13 protein-coding genes and 1 pseudogene are annotated in these 19,889 nt (G+C 70.7%); 10 read left to right on the forward strand and 4 right to left on the reverse strand.

The genetic code is table 11. From position 1 onward, the window contains the following. Positions 1-55: 55 nt before the first annotated feature. A complete protein-coding gene (locus ACFWY5_RS15290; protein WP_379632389.1) occupies positions 56-1,900 on the forward strand; it encodes a M4 family metallopeptidase in 1,845 nt (614 codons plus the stop codon). Here the strand turns inward: ACFWY5_RS15290 and ACFWY5_RS15295 are convergent. Beyond that, a complete protein-coding gene (locus ACFWY5_RS15295; protein ID WP_379632391.1) occupies positions 1,890-2,828 on the reverse strand; it encodes a TetR/AcrR family transcriptional regulator C-terminal domain-containing protein in 939 nt (312 codons plus the stop codon). The two genes, ACFWY5_RS15290 and ACFWY5_RS15295, sit on opposite strands and share 11 nt — an antisense overlap. A gap of 155 nt (positions 2,829-2,983) precedes the next feature. Here ACFWY5_RS15295 and ACFWY5_RS15300 point away from each other — a divergent pair, with 155 nt between their 5' ends. The 6 genes from ACFWY5_RS15300 (at position 2,984) to ACFWY5_RS15325 (ending at position 10,333) form a co-directional block, all read left to right on the forward strand. Further along, positions 2,984-4,330 carry a carotenoid oxygenase family protein gene (locus ACFWY5_RS15300; protein WP_379624378.1) on the forward strand — a complete coding sequence of 449 codons (1,347 nt, stop codon included), beginning with the start codon at positions 2,984-2,986 and terminating at the stop codon, positions 4,328-4,330. Positions 4,331-4,475: 145 nt separating this feature from the next. Next, positions 4,476-7,058 carry a rifamycin-inactivating phosphotransferase gene (rph, locus tag ACFWY5_RS15305; protein ID WP_379632393.1) on the forward strand — a complete coding sequence of 861 codons (2,583 nt, stop codon included), beginning with the start codon at positions 4,476-4,478 and terminating at the stop codon, positions 7,056-7,058. 10 nt (positions 7,059-7,068) lie between these two features. Then, complete coding sequence (locus ACFWY5_RS15310) at positions 7,069-7,413, forward strand: hypothetical protein (RefSeq protein ID WP_379632395.1); 345 nt, start codon at positions 7,069-7,071, stop codon at positions 7,411-7,413. Next, a complete protein-coding gene (locus tag ACFWY5_RS15315) occupies positions 7,410-8,600 on the forward strand; it encodes an FAD-dependent oxidoreductase (RefSeq protein ID WP_379632397.1) in 1,191 nt (396 codons plus the stop codon). Before ACFWY5_RS15310 ends, ACFWY5_RS15315 begins: the two co-directional genes overlap by 4 nt. A 376-nt stretch (positions 8,601-8,976) precedes the next feature. After that, positions 8,977-9,963: an ArsR/SmtB family transcription factor gene (locus ACFWY5_RS15320; protein ID WP_379624372.1), complete on the forward strand. Its 987-nt coding sequence runs from the start codon at positions 8,977-8,979 to the stop codon at positions 9,961-9,963. Between the two features lie 28 nt (positions 9,964-9,991). Next, positions 9,992-10,333, forward strand: a complete 342-nt coding sequence (locus ACFWY5_RS15325) for a hypothetical protein (RefSeq protein WP_379624370.1) — start codon at positions 9,992-9,994, stop codon at positions 10,331-10,333. A gap of 156 nt (positions 10,334-10,489) precedes the next feature. Here ACFWY5_RS15325 and ACFWY5_RS15330 read toward each other — a convergent pair whose 3' ends face one another. Genes ACFWY5_RS15330 through ACFWY5_RS15340 form a run of 3 tightly spaced genes read right to left on the reverse strand, consistent with a single transcriptional unit; the run spans position 10,490 to position 15,833 of the window. Continuing rightward, positions 10,490-12,232, reverse strand: a complete 1,743-nt coding sequence (locus tag ACFWY5_RS15330; RefSeq protein ID WP_379632399.1) for an ABC transporter family substrate-binding protein — start codon at positions 12,230-12,232, stop codon at positions 10,490-10,492. Positions 12,233-12,261: 29 nt separating this feature from the next. Beyond that, positions 12,262-14,241 (reverse strand): serine hydrolase, encoded by a 1,980-nt coding sequence (locus tag ACFWY5_RS15335; RefSeq protein WP_379632401.1) that lies wholly within the window; start codon positions 14,239-14,241, stop codon positions 12,262-12,264. Continuing rightward, a complete protein-coding gene (locus ACFWY5_RS15340) occupies positions 14,238-15,833 on the reverse strand; it encodes an amidohydrolase family protein (protein ID WP_379632403.1) in 1,596 nt (531 codons plus the stop codon). The genes ACFWY5_RS15335 and ACFWY5_RS15340 overlap by 4 nt, the downstream gene beginning before the upstream one ends. Positions 15,834-15,984: 151 nt before the next feature. On the opposite strand from ACFWY5_RS15340, the gene ACFWY5_RS15345 reads away from it, so the two are divergent. The 3 genes and pseudogenes from ACFWY5_RS15345 to ACFWY5_RS15355 all read left to right on the forward strand — a co-directional run bounded on the left by ACFWY5_RS15345 (position 15,985) and on the right by ACFWY5_RS15355 (position 19,886). After that, a complete protein-coding gene (locus ACFWY5_RS15345; protein WP_379624449.1) occupies positions 15,985-16,965 on the forward strand; it encodes an ABC transporter permease in 981 nt (326 codons plus the stop codon). Continuing rightward, entirely contained in the window at positions 16,958-17,830 is an 873-nt protein-coding gene (locus ACFWY5_RS15350; protein WP_379624361.1) for an ABC transporter permease, read from the forward strand. Before ACFWY5_RS15345 ends, ACFWY5_RS15350 begins: the two co-directional genes overlap by 8 nt. Then, positions 17,827-19,886, forward strand: a pseudogene (locus ACFWY5_RS15355) (dipeptide ABC transporter ATP-binding protein). The gene ACFWY5_RS15350 and the pseudogene ACFWY5_RS15355 overlap by 4 nt, the downstream one beginning before the upstream one ends. Positions 19,887-19,889: the final 3 nt, after the last annotated feature.

Consider the following 19,889-nt stretch of genomic DNA (forward strand, 5'->3'; position numbering starts at 1 on the left):
CAGCCGGCGGCCCGGCACCCGCCCCGCCGCCGCCCAGCTCGAAGGAGCGCCTCCCGTGAGACGCCGTGTCGCGTTAGCCATGGTCACGGGCACCGTCAGCGTGCTCGTGACCCTCTCGATCCCGCCCGCCGCCGCCGACCCGCCGAAGACGCCGGATCGCGTCACCGCGGCCACCGACCACCTGGTGACCTCCAGGCCCGCCCTGCTGCACAGCTCGCCCAAGGACGCCTACACCCGCCATCGCGTGATCGCCGGTCAGGGCGGCCTGCGCTACACCCCCTACACCCGCACTTACGCGGGCCTGCCGGTCCACGGCGGCGACTTCGTCGTGGTCACCGACGCCGCCGGCGGCGTACTGAGCACCTCGGTCTCCCAGGAGGCCGCCCTGGACGTGGACACCACCCCCAGCCTCAGCGCGGACGAGGCCGCGCGCCTGGCCAGGGCCCAGCTGAGCGAGGTCACGTCGGTCGCCGCCCCGAAGCTGAGCGTCATGGCGGAAGGACGCGGCCGCCTGGTCTACGAGGTCGTGGTCACCGGCGCCGACCGGGGCAGGCCGAGCAGGCCGCACGTCTTCGTCGACGCCAGGACCGGCGCGATCGTGCAGAGGTCCGACGAGGTCATGGCCGGGGTGGGCAACAGCTTCTACAACGGCGACCCCGTCACCATCCCCACGCGCCTGTCCGGCGGCACCTACTCCATGACCGACCCGATGCGCCCGGGAATCGGCTGCGGCGGGCAGAACGGCGTGGCCTACACCGGGCCCGACGACTCCTGGGGCGACGGCAGCGGGACCAACCTGGAGACCGCCTGCGTGGACACGCTGTACGCGATCGGCAAAGAGTGGGAGATGCTCGACGCCTGGCTGAACCGTGACGGCTTCGACGGCTTGGGGCGCGGCTTCCCCGCGCGCGTCGGGCTGAACGCCGTCAACGCCTACTGGAACGGGATCAACGCCAGCTTCGGCCGCACCGCCGACAACCGCCGCCAGGTCACCTCGATGGACGTGGTGGCGCACGAGTACGGGCACGCCGTCTTCGCCCACACTCCCGGCCAGGATTTCGGCACCAACGAGAAGATGATCCTGAACGAGTCCGCCGGCGACATCTTCGGCGCGCTGACCGAGCACTACGCCAACCAGCCCGCCACCCTCGACCCGCCCGACTACATGGTCGGCGAGGAGGTCAACATCGCCGGATCCGGCCCGATCCGCTACATGTACCGGCCCTCCACGGAGAGCGGCCACCCGGACTGCTTCTCCAGCCAGGTCCCGCCCATGATGCCCCAGATCGGAGCCGGCGTTCAGAACCACTGGTTCTACCTGCTGGCCGAGGGCAGCAACCCGGCCAACGGCCAGCCGCCCAGCCCGACCTGCGACAACTCCATCATCGCCGGGCTCGGCATCCGCAAGGCCGGCCAGATCTTCATGGGCACGCTGCTGCGCAAGACCCAGATCTGGACGCATCAACGCGCCCGCAAGGCCTCCCTGGAGGCGGCCGGCCAGCTGTTCCCCAGCTCCTGCGTGGAGCTGAAGACCGTGCGCACCGCCTGGAACGCCGTCCGGGTCCCCGCCGTGGCCGGTGAGCCCCCGGGCTGCCGCAACACCTTCGCCGTAACCCTCACCCCCGCCGCCGCGACCGTCCAGGCCGGCGGCCAGGTGAGCGTCGCCGTCTCCACCGTGACGACCGCGCCCCCCGCGCAGGACATCAGCCTGTACGCCACCGGCCTGCCCCCGGGCACCACGGCCGGCTTCACCCCGCCCGCCGTCACCTCCGGCGCCGCCTCCACGCTGACCGTGACGGCCGGCGCCGGCACGGCACCGGGCACCTACTCCATCGCGGTGCGCGCCAACGGCACCTCCACCGACCGCGTCGCCGTCCTCACCCTGACCGTCACCGCGTGAGCGTCCGCGCAGGGTTCCGAGCCCGGAGCCCTGCGCCGCGCCGGCCGACGAGCACGGCGATGCCGTCCAGCACGCGCTGCAGCCCGAACTCGAAGAACGCGGACAGGTCGAAGTCCTGGGGCGTCTCCTGCGCGGGCAGCGCGCCGGACGGCAGGCCCGCCTGGAAGACCGGCATGTGGGAGGTGAACCACTGGTCCGAGGTCAGGCCGGTGTCGCGTTCGGACTCCGCCTGCTGCTCCAGGTTGGTGGCGGTGCCCCTGACGTAGTTGGCGACCGTCCACCACGCCATCTGGCCCGCCTCGGGGTCGAGCCCGAGCTCGTGCACGGCCCTCATCGCCCAGTCCGCGTAGCGGAACATGTTCGGCATCGGCTGGGGATGGGTGAGCGAGACCAGCCGGGGCAGCCAGGGATGGCGCAGGTACAGGCGCCACTGGAGGCGGGCGGCGAGCTCCAGCCTGGGCCGCCAGCCCGCCGGTGGCGGGACGGGGAACTCCAGTTCGCCGAAGGCGGTGTCGGTCATCAGCGCGGCCAGGTCCTCCTTGCCGCGCACGTGGCGGTACAGCGACATCGTGGGCAGGTCGAGGGCGGTGGCGACGCTGCGCATCGAGACCGCGTCGAAGCCTTTGGCGTCGGCTATGGCGATCGCCGCGCCGACGACGCGTTCGCGGCCCGGTTTCGGGGGTGACGGAGCGGGCGCCGGCCGTACGGGGCGGCTGCCGGCCTGCTCCGCCACCACGGTGCCGGCCCGCGGGACGGTCACCACCACGCCCTCCTGGCGCAGCGCGGTCAGCGCCTTGGCGGCGGTCGCGGTGGCCACGCCCCACTGCTCGGCGACCTGCCGGGTGGACGGGACGCGGTCGCCGGGACGCAGCTCACCCTCGGTGACGCGCCGCCTGATGTCGGCCATGATCTGCCGGTACCGGTCCATTGTGCTAGTACACAGCACGAGGGGCCGGGGTGCCAAGTCTCCGAGGTCGCGGGCGGGTTTCCGCTCGTCCGCTGGCCTAGTACACCTTCTCAACCGCCTGTCTGCTGTTCTGTACGGCGTACCGTCGTCCTCGTACACCGTACAAAGGAGTGAACATGAGCAACCGTTATCTGGAAGGTCCCTTCGCCCCGGTCAAGGAGGAGGTCACCGTCCACGACCTGCCGGTGACCGGCCGCCTCCCCGCCGACCTGGACGGGCGCTACCTGCGGATGGGCCCCAACCCCCTCGGGGTGGAGGATCCCGCCGCCCACTTCTGGGCCTTCGGCGCCGGGATGGTGCACGGGGTCCGGATCCGGGACGGCCGCGCCGAGTGGTACCGCAACCGCTGGGTCCGCTCGGCCGAGGTCGGCGACGCGCTGGGCAGGATGGAGCGCGGGCAGGAGCCCGGGTTCGTCGTGCCCTCCCCCAACATCCACGTGATCGGGCACGCCGGGCGCACACTCGCCCTCATCGAGGGTGGCGGGCTCCCCCACGAGCTGGGCAAGGACCTGGAGACGATCGGGCCGTGCCCGGTGGGCGCCACCCCGGAGGGCTTCAGCGCCAACGCGCATTCCAAGGTGGACCCGCGCACCGGTGACCTGCACTCCCTGGCGTACCTGATGGGGCAGCCGTTCGCGCAGCACATCGTCACCGACCCATCGGGAACGGTGACCCATGCGACGAACATCCCGCTGCAGGGAGTCCAGACCCCGTTCCTCCACGACTTCGCGCTGTCGCAGAACTTCGTCATCGTCTTCGACATCCCGCTGGTCTTCACCATGGAGGCGATGTCCTTCCAGTGGGACCCGGCGTACCAGGCCCGCGTCGGCGTCCTTCCCCGGGCGGGCGGCGAGGTCCGCTGGCTGCCGGTCGGCCCCTTCTACGTCAGCCACGTCCTCAACGCCCACGACGACGGCTCCACGATCACCGTCGACTTCATCCGGGCGGACGGCCCGGCCGACATCTTCGACCCGGGCGCGATCGAGCCGACGCTCGACCGCTGGACCATCGACCCGGCCCGCGGCACCGTCGATCAGCGGCGTCTCGACGACCGGGCGCAGGACTTCCCGCGGGTGAACGACGCGTTCGCCTCGCTGCCGCACCGCTTCGGTTACTCCGCCGTCGGTCCCGTGTACGGCGTGCCGTTCACCCCCGACGGCCCCCACCCCGACGAGGCGTTCACCAACGCGCTCGTCAAGCACGATCTCCTGCACGGCACGACCGAGGTCCACGGGTTCGCGCGCGACGCGGCGGCCGGGGAGGCGACGTTCGCGGCCAACCCGTCCGGCGGCGGCGAGGAGGACGACGGCTACCTGATGGCCTACGTCGCCGACCCCGACCGGGGCGCCTCCGACCTGGTGATCCTGTCCGCCCAGGACTTCACCGGCCCGCCCGTGGCCCGCGTCCACCTGCCCGTCCGCGTTCCGCTCGGCTTCCACGGCAACTGGATCCCCGACAACTGAGCGTCAGGGTGATCGGCTCGCGCTCTCCGCTCTCTGGCACGGCAGCAGCCCAAGCACCGCGGGGGCGGCTTGGGCGGTGCCGGCCACAGATCGCCTACCGCGGATACTCGATGGGAGGGTGCGCGACCGCGTCGGAGGTATGGCGATGATCGAGAAGTACGTGTGGGATCTGCGGGAGGCTGACGAGACGAAGGTCGCCGTCGTCGGCGGCAAGGCCGCTCATCTGGGCGGGCTGTCGCGGATCGACGGCGTCCGCGTGCCGGCCGGGTTCTGCGTGACGACGGCCGCTTTCCGCCGGATCATGGCGGAGGCGTCGATCGACGACCCGCTCGATCGGCTGTCGCGCCTGAACCCCGATGACCGGGAGGCGATCCGGACGCTCAGCGCGGAGATCCGCCGGAGCATCGAAGGGCGGGCCATCCCGGACGATCTGGCCGCGGCGATCACCGGCGCGCTCGGCCGGCTCGGCGAGCAAGCCGCCTGCGCCGTGCGATCCAGCGCGACGGCCGAGGACCTGCCGACGGCGTCCTTCGCCGGCCAGCAGGACACGTACCTGAACATCGTGGGGCAGGAGGCGATCCTCCGGCACGTCAGCAAGTGCTGGGCGTCGCTGTTCACCGAGCGGGCCGTGACCTACCGCCTGCGCAACGGCATCGGCCACCGCGCGGTGCACATGGCCGTGGTCGTGCAGAAGATGGTCTTCCCGGACGCGGCCGGCATCCTGTTCACGGCCGACCCCGTCACGGGCAACCGGAAGGTCGCCACCGTGGAGGCCGGGTTCGGCCTCGGCGAGGCCCTGGTCTCCGGCCTGGTGAACCCGGACGTCTTCAAGGTGCGCGACGGCGAGGTGATCGCCAGGACGCTCGCCGCCAAGACGCGGGCCGTTCAAGCCCTGCCGGCCGGCGGGACACACGAAGTGGCGATCGAGCCGCGGCGGCGGGAGCAGCCGGCGCTGACGGATGCGCAGGTGGTACGGCTCGTGCGGCTCGGACGGCGGATCGAGGCGCGTTTCGGCCGCCCGCAGGACATCGAATGGTGCCTGGCCGGCGACGACTTCCAGATCGTGCAGAGCCGGCCGATCACCACGCTGTTCCCCATCCCCGCGGCTCCCGACGGCGAGAACCGCGTCTACCTCTCCGTCGGGCACCAGCAGATGATGACCGACCCCATGAAGCCGCTGGGGTTGTCCATGTGGCAACTGACGGCGCTGACACCGATGCGGGAGGCCGGCGGGAGGCTGTTCGTCGACGCCACCCTGCGCCTGGCCGCACCCGGCTTCCTGGAGATGGTGGGCCGATCCGATCCGCTGACCAGGGACGCGGTGGAGACCGTACTCGACCGCGACGACTTCGTCCCGGCGTTTCCCGGCGCCGGTCCCGGCGGGCCGCCGCCCGGCGGCGCGCCCGCCCCGATCGAGACCGACCCGGCCATCGTCGCCGGGCTGATCGAGCGCAGCGAGGCCTCCATCGCCGCGCTGCGGCGCGACGTCCGGACGAAGACCGGGCCGGCGCTGTTCGACTTCCTGCTGGAGGCGTTCCAGGAGCACAAGCGAGACCTCGGCGATCCCCTGAGCATGCGGGCGATCATGGCGGGCATGGACGCCACCTGGTGGCTCAACGACCGGTTGCGGGACTGGCTGGGCGAGAAGAACGCGGCCGACACCCTCACGCTGTCCGCCCCCGGCAACATCACGTCGGAGATGGGACTGGCGCTGCTCGACGTGGCCGACGTGGTCCGTTCGCATCCGGAGGTGGTGGCGTACCTGCGGGGCGTCCACGACGACGGCTTCCTGGACGAGCTGCCGGAGTTCGCGGGCGGGAGCGACGTGCGCGACGCCATCGAGGGCTACCTTCACCGGTACGGCATGCGCTGCGTCGGCGAGATCGACATCACGCGGCCGCGCTGGCGCGAAAGCCCCGCCACGCTCGTGCCCGTGATCCTCGACAACGTCAGGAACTTCGAGCCGGGCGCCGCCAAGCGGCGCTTCGAGCAAGGACGCCGGAAGGCACGGGAAAAGGCGGAGGAGGTCCTCGAACGCCTGCGGGCCCAGCCGGACGGCGAGCACAAGGCGGTCGAGACCCAGCGGATGATCGACCGGGTCCGGACCTTCATCGGCTACCGGGAGTACCCGAAGTACGGCATCATCAGCCGCTATTTCATCTACAAGCAGGCCTTGCTGGGCGAGGCCGAGCGCCTGGTGCGGGCCGGCGTGCTCACCGACAAGGAGGACGCCTTCTACCTCACGTTCCAGGAGTTCCACGACGTCGTGCGCTCGAACCGGGTGGATGACGAGCTCATCCGGCGGCGCAAGGAGGCGTTCCGGTCCTACCACGCGCTCACGCCGCCCCGGGTGCTCACCTCCGACGGCGAGGCCATCACCGGGGCGTACCGGCGCGACGACGTGCCGGCCGGCGCGCTGATCGGCCTGCCGGTCTCCGCCGGGACCGTCGAAGGGCGCGCCCGCGTCATCCTGGACATGGCCCAGGCCGATCTCGAACCGGGCGACATCCTCGTCACGGCCCACACGGACCCGAGCTGGACACCCCTCTTCGTCGCCGTCGCGGGCCTGGTGACGGAGGTGGGAGGCCTGATGACACACGGCGCGGTGATCGCGCGGGAGTACGGCCTGCCGGCCGTCGTCAGCGTGGTCGACGCCACCCGGCTGATTCCCGATGGGCAGCGGATCCGCGTACACGGAAGCGACGGGTACGTCGAGATCCTGCCCTGACCGGACGGTAGTGCCATCCGGGTCACGCAGCCAGGCCATCCTTGATGAGCCCCCTACCCGCACCCGCTACCCGCTGTTCGGCGTCGCGTTGTCGCTGTTCATGGTGCTGCCCCCGGAAGAGGCGAGCGACCTGCTCCGGCAACGGCTGGCGGCCCTCACCGCCGCCGCCGAGGAGATCGGCGCGACCATCCGGCGCGCCCGCGACCAGGACCTGGCCTGGTGGTTCCTGATCGAGGAGGACTACCGGCTGGCGAAGGTCGAGGCCGAACGAGCCTTCGTCGAACGGCTCGCCGCTTCCGTCACCGGCGACGACTACCACCAGGCGTGGAACCACCACTTCAAGGGGAAGACATGACCGTCGGACACACGTTGATCATCGGTGGCGGGATCGCCGGCACCGTCACGGCGATGGCGCTCCAGCGCGCGGGCATCACGGCCACCGTGTACGAGGCCTACCGCACCACGGCGGACGGAATCGGGGGCGCGCTGACGCTGGCCCCCAACGGGCGCAACGCCCTGCGGCAGATCGACGCCGACGACGCGGCGGCCGCCGTGGGCGTCGAGGTGCCGGGAATGGTGATGCAGAACCACACCGGACGGCCCGTCGCCCGTTTCGACGGACTGCCCGGACCGCCCTCCAGCCTGTTGCTGCGCCGCGATCGCCTCTACCGCGCGCTCATGGACGAGGCCCTCGGCCGGGGGATCGCGGTCGAGTTCGGCAAACGCCTGACCGCTGTCGAGGACGAGGGCGACAAGGTCACCGCGCACTTCGCGGACGGATCGTCGGCCATCGGCGAGGTCCTGGTCGGCGCGGACGGCATCCGGTCGGCCGTCCGCTCCACGCTGGACTCCGGCGCGCCCGCGCCGCGGTTCACCGGGTTGCTCGGATTCGGCGGCTGGATCCCCAACCCCGGCCTGCCCACCACCGGCGACTACCAGCACTTCGCCTTCGGCAAGCGGGCGTTCTTCGGCTACTTCATCGACGAGCGGGAGATCCTCTGGTTCAGCAACGTCCCCGCCGCGGATTCGGCCGAGGCGAGGACCACCTCACCGCAGCGCTGGCTCGCCGCCCTGCGCGAACGGCACGCCGACGATATCCCGGCCCGCGACATCGTCGCGCTGCTGAGGCCCGAGGACGTCGCCCAGCCAGGACCGCTGGAGGACATCCCCACCGTGCGGACATGGCACCGCGGCCGGGTCGTCCTGGTCGGCGACGCGGCCCACCCGACCTCAGCCAGCTCCGGCCAGGGCGCGTCCCAGGCGATCGAAAGCTCGCTCGAACTGGCCCGCGCGTTGCGCGACGCCCCGACCGTGGCGGGCGCGTTCGCCGCCTACGAGTCGGTACGCCGCGAGCGCGTCGAGCGGATCATCGCCCGCGCCGCCAAGGTCAACAACGACAAGGCGGCGGGTCCGGTCGGCCGGATCGTCCGCGACCTGCTGATGCCCGTGATGATGAAGACCGTGATGACGCCGGAGAAGATGTTCGGCGACCTGCACCACCACCAAATCGACTTCGCCGCCCACCACAAAAGCCTTTCCTAGGCGCGCAGCAGGTCGAGCCCGCTCCGCCTCCGTGGTGGGGTCACCCGACCGCCGGGCGAGCGTCGGTAGCGACCCCCGGCGATTGTTCGCGGTTGATTGATTGGGACCACTGCTCTGAATCCGATCAACCGGCGCGTGCTACATCGGCAATAGACAAGCTTTCTGGGCAACACGGCAGCCCAGTGCTGTCTTCTCGTTCCCCCTGGAAGGAGTCGCCCGATGCGAAAGACCGAGATACCGCGTCACAAGCGGATACCCCAGCTTGGCCGGGACCCACCCGCCGTCGTTGAAACGGACGGACTCAGAACTCCATCGCGTGTACCTGCGGCACGACACCCCAGGAAGGTCAATGCGTATCAGGCGCTACACCTTATCCGTGGAAGACCTGGCCAAGACCCGGTTGATCGGGACGCTGGGACCGCTTGCCGAGACGGCGTTCGCCCTTCAGACGCTGCAGCACACCGCCAGTCCCGCTCTGTTCGAGGCGTGGCGCAAAACCGCGAGGCAACGTATTCCGCCGCAGGCGGCGGCCCTCACGCGATTCATCGCCCCGGCCAACAGCGTCATTCTGGACGTGCCTTCACTCGTGGGCGTACACGCGGAAATGGATGACGCGCTCGACCGGCTGCACGGCGTACCCCAGTGGATGCTGTATGCGGAGGTCGACTATGTGGTGGGCTCGCGCCGGGTGCCCGATCCCGTCGGTCAGCTCGCCTATGGCGATGGGCCCGCGCGTACGGCGCTGGTGCGGGCGCTCAAGACGGGATTCTCCGCCACGGTCGAGCCGTATTGGGACCGGGTCAAAGGGCATCTCGAGGCGCGGACTCTGGTCGCCTCGCGGGTTCTTGCCGCGCGTGGTATCGCCGGGTTGCTGAGTGCGCATCCGTCGCTGACGTGGAATCCGCCGGTCCTGGAGCTTCGCAGAAGAACTGCCTCGAATGACCCCTGGAACGCGACGTTGAGCGACTTCTGCTTGGAGGGACGCGGACTCGACATCGCGTTCTCCCTGTTTTCTCCTTGGCCCAGCATGCTCCATCCCGAAGACACGCAGCGGCCCTTCATTCTCGTTCTGCCGGCGCGGCCGACGTTGCAGGCGGGTGCCGACATCTGGTCCAAGGGTGAGCAGGCCGACCTTCGGCGCTTGGCCACGTTGCTGGGCCGTACCCGCGCCGCGGTTCTGGAGTCCGTCGCCGAGGGGCGCACGACCGGTGAGATCGCCCGCCACCTGAACATCTCCGCCGCGGGCGCCAGCCAGCACGCGACCGTACTGCGTGAGGCCGGGCTGATCACCACACAGAGGCATCGCAACACCGTGATCCACACCCTGACCGCACTGGGGGCCATGCTCCTCAACGGCGGGTGAAGAGAAACGCTCGAACGGAGGAAAAATCATGAGAAAACCCGCAGTGCTCGCCCTCGCCGGCATCGCCATGGTCGGCGCACTCACCGCCGCCCCCACTCCCGCCGCCGCGGCCGCCGGACGCCTTGTCCTGACGACCGACACAGGCTCCTCAAGCCAGCTCATCTACGGCGGCTGCCAGAACCCCCTGCTCTCCCAGGCTCCCTCCGGCTTGGCGACCTTCGACAACACGCCCGCACCGGGCTGCGCCGTCTGGCTCAGCAACGGGAGCCAGACCTTCGTGCTGTGCGCAGGCCAAGGCACCGTGCCCGCCGTCTACGCCAGCAACGCCCTCATCCACATCCGCCAGGGCACCAGCGTTCCCTGCCTCTAGGGCTCCCAGCAGTAGCGCCGTCCACCACACGCGCGGGGCTGACGGGCAACTCGGATAACGGTCGGGCCGAGCGGGCGGGACCACCCGGCACCTGACGAACGACGGGCAGGCGGGTGGGGCGGAGGAGAGTGGCATGTCGCGCCGCCCCGGGGCGGGTCAGGACCCGTTCAGCAGGCCCCACTGCTCGCTGTTATAGGTAGGAAACGACAGGCTGTTGTCGCGGATGTTGCCGAGCTTCGCGTCGTATGCGAGGAACGATCGGTTCTGGTACAGCGGCAGGATCGAGTAGTCCGATGAGACGATCTTGTCCGCCTCCTGCAGTTTCTTCGTCGCCTCCTCGGCGCTGGTCGCCGACAGGGCGGCGTCGAGGAGCTTGTCGACCTTGAGGTTGCGGTAGTTGCCCAGGTTGAACCGGCAGAAGTTCACCCCTTCCTCGCAGCTCAGGAAGTACGGGATGTTGCTGGTCGCGGTGAACGGCGACTGCGACACCGTGCCGACCGTCATCGCCCAGTTCCCCTCCTGTACGGCATCGACCGTGTTGGACACCGTGGCCACCTGCACCTCGATCCCCAGCGGGGCGACCGCCGCCTTGACCAGCTGGGCTTCGGAGGCGCGCAGCTGGTCGCCGGCCTGGACGGCGAAGCGCAGCGCGGGCACCGGCTTGCCGTCCGGCGCCACCAGCTTGGCGCCGATCCCGGTATACCCGGCATCGCCCAGCGTCTTCTTCGCCTTCTCGGGGTCGCCGATGCCGTACTCGAACTCGCTCACCACGTCGGCGTAACCGGGCGCGCCGCTCAGGAACATCTGGCTCAGCCGGGGCTCGGCCGTACTGTCGAACTGGCCGATCGTCTTGGCGATCAGGTCCTTCACGCTCACCGCCTGGAAGATCGCCTTGCGCAGGGCGAGGTCTTTCAGGGCCGGGGCGTTGTGGTTCAGCCAGATCTGGTGCACGGACGCGCTCGGCGACACCTGGTAACGGACCGCGGGCAGGTCGTCGACCTGCTGGACGATGTCGACCTGCGGGTTCGGGTAGATCACGTCGACCTCCTCGTTGGCGAGCGAGGTCGGTTGCTGTGAGACGTCCGTGATGAGGCGGAAGATAAGCTTGTCCAGGTTCTGTGGCTTGCCGTACCACTTCTCGTTGCGGACCATCACCACCGAGCCGTCCGCCGTGAACTCCTCGATCCTGAACGGCCCCGCCGAGAACTTCGGGACCGACTTGGCGAAGCCCTCGTTGAAGCTCTTCTCCAGGCCCGTGGCGGTGTCGGCCGGCCCGTAGGTCTTCGCGACGTGCGCGGGCAGGATCGGCGAGAACAGCGCCTTCCAGTCCACATACGGCCGGTCGAACACGACCGTGACGGTACGGCCCTGCTCGGAGCCCTTGACGGACTTGATCCGGTCGTAGCCGGCGTTGTTGGCCGCCTGGCATTTCGGGCAGGTGCGGGGGTCGAGCGCCCGCCAGGTGTACTCGAAGTCGTCGGCCGAGATCGGGGTGCCGTCGGACCAGACGGCCTTCGGATCGATCGTGTACGTGATCGTCTGCGGTGAGTCGGCGGTCTTCTCCGCGCTGGTCACGAGTGTGGTGTTCTGGGTGACCGAGCCGTCGGGCTGGATGGAGAACGCGCCCGGCAGCAGCACGCTGGAGATGTCGATCACGGAGTACGTGGCGCCGCCGGCGTTGAGCACGTTCCAGTTCGAGATCGGATACGTGATCGTGTAGGTCACGGTGCCGCCGGTGCCGACGGTCGCGGTGTTCACCGTGTTCACCTCGCCGGTGACGCGGCCGTCGCCGGACGTCGCCGTCTTCGTGCCGCCTCCGCCTCCGCCCGCGCAGGCGGTGAGCAGGAGCGCCAGGGCGCCGGCCGTCAAGGCCTTCGGATAGGTGCGGCGCAAAGCCATGTTCGGCTCCAAACGGGGGGTGAGTTGGATCAGGAACGCTCGCCGCGCAACTGGGCGACGGCTTCGGCGGCCGCCCAGCCGATCAGCGCGTCGAGGTGTGGGGCGTTCGGGGTGGGGTCGGCGGCGCGGGTGAAGACGCCGACGGCGTACCTGCCGCCGTCGCGGAACTCGAGCACGCCGGCTTCGTTGCGGATCAGCGGCAGGGTGCCGGTCTTCCCGCTGATCACCACGTCGTCTCCCGGAAAACCGCTGCTCAGGCGGTGCGGCCAGATCTGGGCGCCCATCCAGCCGCGTACCAGGGCGCAGGCGTCCGGCACCGCCGCCTCCTCGCGCCAGATGCCGGCCAGCAGGCGGGTGATCTCCTCGGGCGTCGTGCGGCAGGTCCGCGCCGGGTCCAGCGCGCGCAACGACCGCAGTCGCTCCAGCGGCACCTCGCTCAGCTCGCGTTCGTCGTCGCCGTAGGCAGTACCGAGGTCCTGCGCCACACTGGCCAGAATCTCCGCGCAGTTCTGCGGTACGGCCGTGCCCCCGAGACCCAGCTCGGCCAGCAGCGCGGCCACCCGGTCCTTGCCCACCCGATCGAGGACCAGGTCGGTGGCCACGTTGTCGCTGATGACCATCATGAGCTGGGCCAGGTCGCGGTAGGAGGCGACGACGTGGTCACGATGCGCGGCCAGGCCGTACGGCGACGGCACCCTGCCCTCGTCCGGGACGGTGACCCGCTGGGTGAGGTCGATCTCACCGGCCGCCGCCTGACGGGCCAGTTCGAGGGCCACCGGCACCTTGAAGACCGAGGCGGTGACCACCGGGGTGTTCTCGCCGATGCCGACCGACTTGCCGGTGTCGAGATCACGCGCGTGCAGCCAGATCTCGGCGCCGAGCCCGGCCGCGTGCTCGCGGATCGCCTCGGGCGTGCCCGCCCTGACCGTACCCGGCCTCCGCACGCCACTCCCCCGCGATCGCAGGTGATCGGCCGCCGATCGCACGGGAGCGTCCGCTGACCACACGAGCGTGTCCGATCGCTCAGGGGCATCCGCCGACCGCAAGTGAACGTCCGATCGCGCTTGGTCACTGGATGAGCGCGGCTGATCGCCAGACGAACACTGATGGTCGCCGCCGAACGAGCGTGGGTGGTCATCGGATGATCGCAGATGGTCGCCGGCGGATGAGCGCAGGTGGTCGACGGCCAGGCGGCCGAGGGTGCCGACGCAGGCGTCGGCGGCGGGCTGGCGGTAGCGGTGGTCCTCGGTTCTGATGAACACCGCGACGGCGAACCGCCCGCCGTCGGCCTCCACCACCCCGGCCTCGTTACGCCAGAACGGCAGGGTCCCGGTCTTGGCGCTCACCCGCGTCCCAGGCTCGGTGAACCCGGCCCGCAGCCGATGCGGCCACGCCTGCAACCCCAGAATGCGCCGCATCTCGGCGCACTCCGCGGCCCCCGCCGCCTCGTCCTTCCACAGGGAGGCGAGCAACCGGGTGATCTCGCGCGGCGTACCGGAGTGCTGGGTGCGCTCGGGATCGACCGCGCGCGCGGCGCGCAGAGCGTCGGGACCCGCGCCTTCCGGCACGTCCTGGTACAGCGTCTGGTAGAGGTCGTCGCAGGTGCCGTCGACCCTGGTCCTGGTCAGGCCCAGCTCGCGCAGCGTCGCGTTGATCGCGTCGGTGCCCAGCAGGTTGACGAGGATGTCGGTGGCCGCGTTGTCGCTGACGCTCATCATCCAGTAGGCCAGGTCACGCAGCGAGAGCTCGATCGGGTCGGCCATGACGGACAGCCCGGTGGGCCCGGCCGAGCGTCCCTCGGCGGGAACGTCGAGCCGCGTGTCAGGAGACAGCCGCCCGTCCCCGAACCGGCGGAACAACTCCACCAGCACCGGAATCTTGAAGACGCTGGCCAGCGCGACCAGCCCGTACTCGCCGTACCCGATCTCCGCGCCGCTGTCGAGGTCGACGGCGTGCACCCACGCCCGCGCGCCGATCGGCCCGAGAACCTGCTCGACCTGCTCTTTCATGACGACCTCCCCCGCCTCAGCGCCCGTCCGGGCAACCGCCCGGTGGGCGCGCCGTCGGCGAACGCGGTCTGGCCGTTGACCACCACGTGGCGCATCCCGCGCGCGTACTGGTGCGCGGACTCGTAGGTGGCCAGGTCGCCGACGGTCTCGGGGTCGAAGACGACGATGTCGGCATAGGCGCCGGGGGCAAGGCGGCCGCGGTCGCGCAGGCCCAGGTTGGTGGCGGGCAGGCTGGTCATCCGCCGCACCGCCTCGCCGAGGGTCAGCAGCCCCTGTTCCCGCACGTACCGGCCGAGGATCCGGGCGAAGGTCCCGTAGGCCCGCGGATGCGTGGGCGCGTCGGTGTAGGGCGGCTCGGCGGCGAAGGTCTCGGCGTCGGACCCGACGGAGACCCACGGGTTGCGCAGGGCGGTCCGCAGCACGTCCTCGTCCATCATGAAGTACATGGCGTGCAGCCCGGGCTCCTCCTCGACCAGCTGCAGCAGCGTCTCGACGGGGTCGGCGCCCCGGTCCCGCGCCGCCTGCCCGAGGCTGAGTCCGCGGTAGGCGGCGGCGGGCCCCTTCGGGTCGGGCAGCAGCATGACGCCGTCCGCGCCGCCCGAGGCCAGGTAGATGTTCTCCCAGCGCTCCGACGGCGTCCGCACCCCTTCGCGGATGCGGGCCCGCTCGGCCGGGTCGGCCAGCCGGGCGGCGAGCGCCTCGTGACCTCCCTCGTGGAAGTGCGGCGGGATCGAGGCGGCGAGGTTGGTCTGCCCGGCGAGGTAGGGGTAGATGTCCGCGGTCACCGCCTGCCCGGCGGCGCGGGCAGCCTCGACGCGTTCGACGGCTCGTGCCATCTTGGGCCAGTTGGCGCGTCCGGCGGCCTTGAGGTGGTAGATCTCCGCCCGCACCCCGGCCCGGCGGCCGATCTCGATCAGCTCGTCGACCGCGTCGAGGAAGTGGTCGCCCTCGCTGCGCATGTGCGAGATGTACATGCCGTCGTGCCGGGCGACGACCTCGCACAGCGCGACCAGCTCGTCGGTCGGGGCGAAGCAGCCGGGCGGGTAGATGAGCGCCGATCCCAGGCCCAGGGCTCCATCGGCCATTTCCTCGTCGAGGACGCCGCGTACATGGGAGAGCTCTGCGGCGGTCATCGGCCGGTCGTCCGTGCCCGCGCCGATCATGCGCAGGTTGTGCGCGCCGACGAAGCTGACGACGTTCTGGACCACGCCCTTGCGCTCCAGGTGCGATAGGAACTGCGACAGCCGTTCCCACTCCAAGGACTCGAAGCCCGCTCCGAGCTCGGCCCTGATCGCGGGGGTGAAGGGCCCGATCGACAGTCCTTCGCCGAAGACCTGCGTGGTCACGCCCTGGTAGAGGTCGGACAGGCCACGACCGTCCTTCTCCAGGGTGAAGTACGCGTGGCTGAGCACGTTCACGAAACCGGGGGCGACCACCAGCCCGGTGGCGTCCAGGACGGGCACGTCGTGGCCGCCCGCCGAAGGGCCGACGGCGACGATCCGATCGCCTTCGACCAGGACGTCCGCGACCCGGCCAGGGCCGCCTCCACCGTCATGAACTGTGCCACCGCGAATCACCAGAGAAGCCGACATGCGGGCATCCTGCGACGTCACGCTCACCGAATGTTCATCGAATCCGATGAAGTGGCGCAGATCTTACGTCGCATCCGACGAAGTACGGGCGAGTCGGAACGACTGCACTGGGTGACCAAACCTCAGCCACAGAGAGCCGGTGACCCCTATCGTGCTCACCTTCACCTTCCGCCGCCTCCTGATCTCCATCCCGGTGATCGTGGCGTCGACGTTCGTCGTGTTCCTGCTCGTGACGATGTCCGGTGATCCGCTCGCCAACCTCAAGGGCCGCAACCCGCCGCCGTCCCCGCAGGTCATCGCGGTCGAGGCGCATCGGCTGTACCTGGACCAGCCGGTGCTGCAGCGCTACTGGACCTGGATGACCGGCGTGCTGCGCGGGGACTTCGGCCCTTCGGTGCGTACCAACCTGGACATCGGCCACGAGATCGCCGCCCGGTTCGGCGTCACGCTGCGGCTCATCGCGGTGGCCGTCGTCCTGGCCCTGCTGCTGGCCGTGGTCGTCGGCGTGCTGAGCGCGGTCAAGCAGTACTCGGGCATCGACTACGGCTTCACCTTCGCCGCGTTCCTGTTCCTGTCGATGCCGTCGTTCTGGTTCGCGGTCCTGCTCAAGCAGGGCGGGATCTCGCTCAACCAGCTCGTCGGCGATCAGGTGGTGTACACGATCGGGGAGAAATCGGTGGTCGTGGACGGCGGCGCCTGGGCCCAGCTGACCGACGCCGCGGGCCACATGGTGCTGCCGACGATCTCGCTGGCGCTGATCTCGTTCGGCGCGTGGAGCCGGTTCCAGCGCGCCTCGATGCTCGACGTGCTCAACAGCGACTACGTGCTGTTCGCGCGGGCCAAGGGACTGACGCGGCGACGCGTGGTCGTCCGGCACGCGCTGCGCACCGCGCTCATCCCCATGACCACGGTGACCGCGCTCGACTTCGCCTCCCTGATCTCCGGCGCCGTCATCACCGAGACGGTCTTCCAGTGGCGCGGGCTCGGCGACTTCCTCGTCACCTCGATCAATCAGCGCGACGCCTACGCGGTGCTCGCGTGGCTGCTCGTGGTGGCCGTGGCGGTCATCGTGTTCAACCTCATCGCCGACCTCCTGTACGCCCTCCTCGACCCCAGGATCCGCTATGAGTGACGCCACGGCCGTCCGCCGGCGCAGCCAGCGCGAGCTGGTGCTGCGCCGCTTCCTCAGGCACAAGGCGGCGGTGGCCAGCCTGGTGCTGTTCGCCGCCGTCGTCCTGCTGGCCTTCGCAGGCGGCGCGCTGTGGCGCTACGACTACGCCGACATCACCTCGGCCGTGTCGGTCCCGCCCTCCCTGGAGCACCCGTTCGGCACCGACAACCTCGGCCACGACACCTTCGCCCAGGTACTGCGCGGCACCCAGCGCTCGATCGAGATCGCCCTGCTCATCGCGCTGCTCGCCGGGCTGGTGGGCACCCTGTGGGGAGCCTTCTCCGGCTACTACCGCGGCATCACCGACAGCGTCATGATGCGCGTCGCCGACCTGGTCCTGACCCTGCCGCTGCTGGCGGTCGCCGCGGTCCTGACCCGCGGCACGTCGGGCTCGTGGTGGTTCGTCGCCCTCGTCATCGCCTCCCTGCAGTGGGCCTACGTCTCCCGCGTGGTACGCGGCGTCGTCCTGTCGCTGCGCGAGAAGGAGTACGTCGAGGCCAGCCGCGCGCTCGGCGCCACCGACCGGTGGATCATCTTCCGCCACCTGATCCCCAACGCCCTCGGGCCGATCATCGTCAACGTCACGATCCTCGTGGCCGCCGCCATCCTGGTCGAGACCGCGCTGTCGTTCCTCGGCCTCGGCGTCCAGCCGCCCGACACCTCGCTCGGCCTGCTGGTCAGCGAGGCCGACACGGCGGTCAGCACCCGGCCCTGGCTGTTCTACTTCCCCGGCGCGTTCATCGTGGTGATCGCCCTGACCATCAACTTCATCGGGGACGGGCTGCGCGACGCCTTCGACCCGACGCAGCGGAAGGTGCGCACATGAGCGAGCGCGAGATCGTGCTGGAGGTCGAGGACCTCACCGTGTCGTTCCCGACCGAGGACGGCCTGGTCAGGGCGGTCCGCGGCGTCAGCTACGAGCTGCGCCGGGGCGAGGTGCTCGGCATCGTCGGCGAGTCCGGCTCGGGCAAGTCGGTCACCTCCATGGCGGTGATGGGCCTGCTGCCGGGATCGGCGAAGGTCGGCGGCTCGGTCCGCTTCCGCGGCCAGGAACTGGTCGGGGCGCCGGACAAGGAGCTGCGGGCCATCCGCGGCGGCCGGATCGCGATGGTCTTCCAGGACCCGATGACCTCCCTCAACCCCGTCCACCCGGTGGGTGACCAGATCGCCGAGGCGGTCAGGGCGCACAACGACGTCAGCGCCGCCGCGGCCCGCGAGCGCGCGGTCGAACTGCTGGCGATGATGCAGATCCCCCGGCCGAGGGAACGCGCCCGCGACTACCCGCACGAGTTCTCCGGCGGCATGCGCCAGCGTGTCGTCATCGCCACCGCGATGGCCAACGACCCCGACGTCATCATCGCCGACGAGCCCACCACCGCGCTCGACGTCACCGTCCAGGCGCAGGTGCTGCGGGCGCTGGAGACCGCGCGGACGGCCACCGGCGCCGCCATGGTGCTGATCACCCACGATCTCGGCGTCGTCGCCGGCACCGCCGACCGGGTCCTGGTCATGTACGCGGGCCGGCCGGTCGAACTCGGGCACGTCGATGCCATCTACTACGAGCCGCGCATGCCGTACACGCTGGGACTGATCGGGAGCCTGCCCCGGCTGGACGACGCCCGCAGGGGCGAGCGGCTGGTCCCGATCACCGGCTCGCCGCCGTCGCTGCTCGACCTGCCGCCCGGGTGCCCGTTCGGGCCGCGCTGCCCGATGCGGCAGGACCGGTGCCACAGCGCCGAGCCGGAACTGCTCGCCACCGCCCCCGGCCACCTGGCCGCCTGCCACTTCTCCGCCGACCTGGAAGGCCGCCGCCCCGAGGACGTCTTCGCCCTGACCTCGGCAGACCACGAAGGAGGCGCGGCATGAGCGAATCGCCGCTGCTGTCGGTGCGGGATCTGGTCAAGCACTATCCGGTACGCGGCAAGGGCCTGATCCCGCGTACCACGGGACAGGTGCACGCCGTCTGCGGCGTCTCCTTCGACCTGCACCGGGGCGAGACCCTCGGCCTGGTCGGCGAGTCGGGCTGCGGCAAGTCGACCACCGGCCGCGCCGTGCTCAAGCTGCAGCCGCCCACCTCGGGGACGGTGCTGTTCGACGGCAGGGACCTCGCGGCGGCCGGCGCCGCGGAGACGCGCAGGCTGCGCCGGCACATGCAGATCGTGTTCCAGGACCCGTACGCCTCCCTCGACCCGCGGATGACCGTCAGCGACGCCATCGCCGAGCCGCTGCGCATCCACGACACCTACCGCCAGGAGGGCCACGAGCGGGTACGCGAGCTCCTGGCCACCGTCGGGCTCAACCCCGAGCACGGCAACCGGTATCCGCACGAGTTCTCCGGCGGCCAGCGCCAGCGCGTCGGCATCGCCAGGGCGCTGGCGATGCGGCCCGAGCTGATCGTGCTGGACGAGCCGGTGTCGGCGCTCGACGTGTCGATCCAGGCCGGCGTGGTCAACCTGCTCCAGGACCTGCAGGAACGGCTGGGCCTGGCCTACCTGTTCGTGGCGCACGACCTGTCGGTGGTCCGCCACATCGCCCACCGGGTCGCGGTCATGTACCTCGGCCGGGTCGTGGAGATCGGCGACAGGGACGAGCTGTTCGACCGGCCCGCCCACCCCTACACCCAGGCGCTCATCTCTGCCATCCCGCTGCCCGACCCGCGGCTCGAACGGGTCAGGGCACGTGAGCGGATCGTCATCGGCGGCGACGTGCCCAACCCGGTCAGCCCGCCGAGCGGCTGCCGCTTCCGCACCCGCTGCCCGAAGTTCACGCAGCTCACCGAGGGCGAGCGGACGATCTGCGTCGAGCAGGCGCCCGAACTGGTCGACCGCGGCCACGGCCACCCGGCCGCCTGCCACTACGCGGAGGTGGCCGCCGTCGTCTGACGC

It is taken from the genome of Nonomuraea sp. NPDC059007 (assembly GCF_042740555.1).
Taxonomy (GTDB): domain Bacteria; phylum Actinomycetota; class Actinomycetes; order Streptosporangiales; family Streptosporangiaceae; genus Nonomuraea.

What these genes read in the sequence shown, in the direction of transcription:
- ACFWY5_RS15335 (WP_379632401.1), bottom strand. Translation starts at nt 14,241, where the DNA reads ATGAAAGAGCAGGTCGAGCAGGTTCTCGGGCCGATCGGCGCGCGGGCG.
- ACFWY5_RS15295 (WP_379632391.1), bottom strand. Translation starts at nt 2,828, where the DNA reads ATGGACCGGTACCGGCAGATCATGGCCGACATCAGGCGGCGCGTCACC.
- rph (WP_379632393.1), top strand. Translation starts at nt 4,476, where the DNA reads ATGATCGAGAAGTACGTGTGGGATCTGCGGGAGGCTGACGAGACGAAG.
- ACFWY5_RS15300 (WP_379624378.1), top strand. Translation starts at nt 2,984, where the DNA reads ATGAGCAACCGTTATCTGGAAGGTCCCTTCGCCCCGGTCAAGGAGGAG.
- ACFWY5_RS15330 (WP_379632399.1), bottom strand. Translation starts at nt 12,232, where the DNA reads ATGGCTTTGCGCCGCACCTATCCGAAGGCCTTGACGGCCGGCGCCCTG.
- ACFWY5_RS15315 (WP_379632397.1), top strand. Translation starts at nt 7,410, where the DNA reads ATGACCGTCGGACACACGTTGATCATCGGTGGCGGGATCGCCGGCACC.
- ACFWY5_RS15350 (WP_379624361.1), top strand. Translation starts at nt 16,958, where the DNA reads ATGAGTGACGCCACGGCCGTCCGCCGGCGCAGCCAGCGCGAGCTGGTG.
- ACFWY5_RS15325 (WP_379624370.1), top strand. Translation starts at nt 9,992, where the DNA reads ATGAGAAAACCCGCAGTGCTCGCCCTCGCCGGCATCGCCATGGTCGGC.
- ACFWY5_RS15340 (WP_379632403.1), bottom strand. Translation starts at nt 15,833, where the DNA reads ATGTCGGCTTCTCTGGTGATTCGCGGTGGCACAGTTCATGACGGTGGA.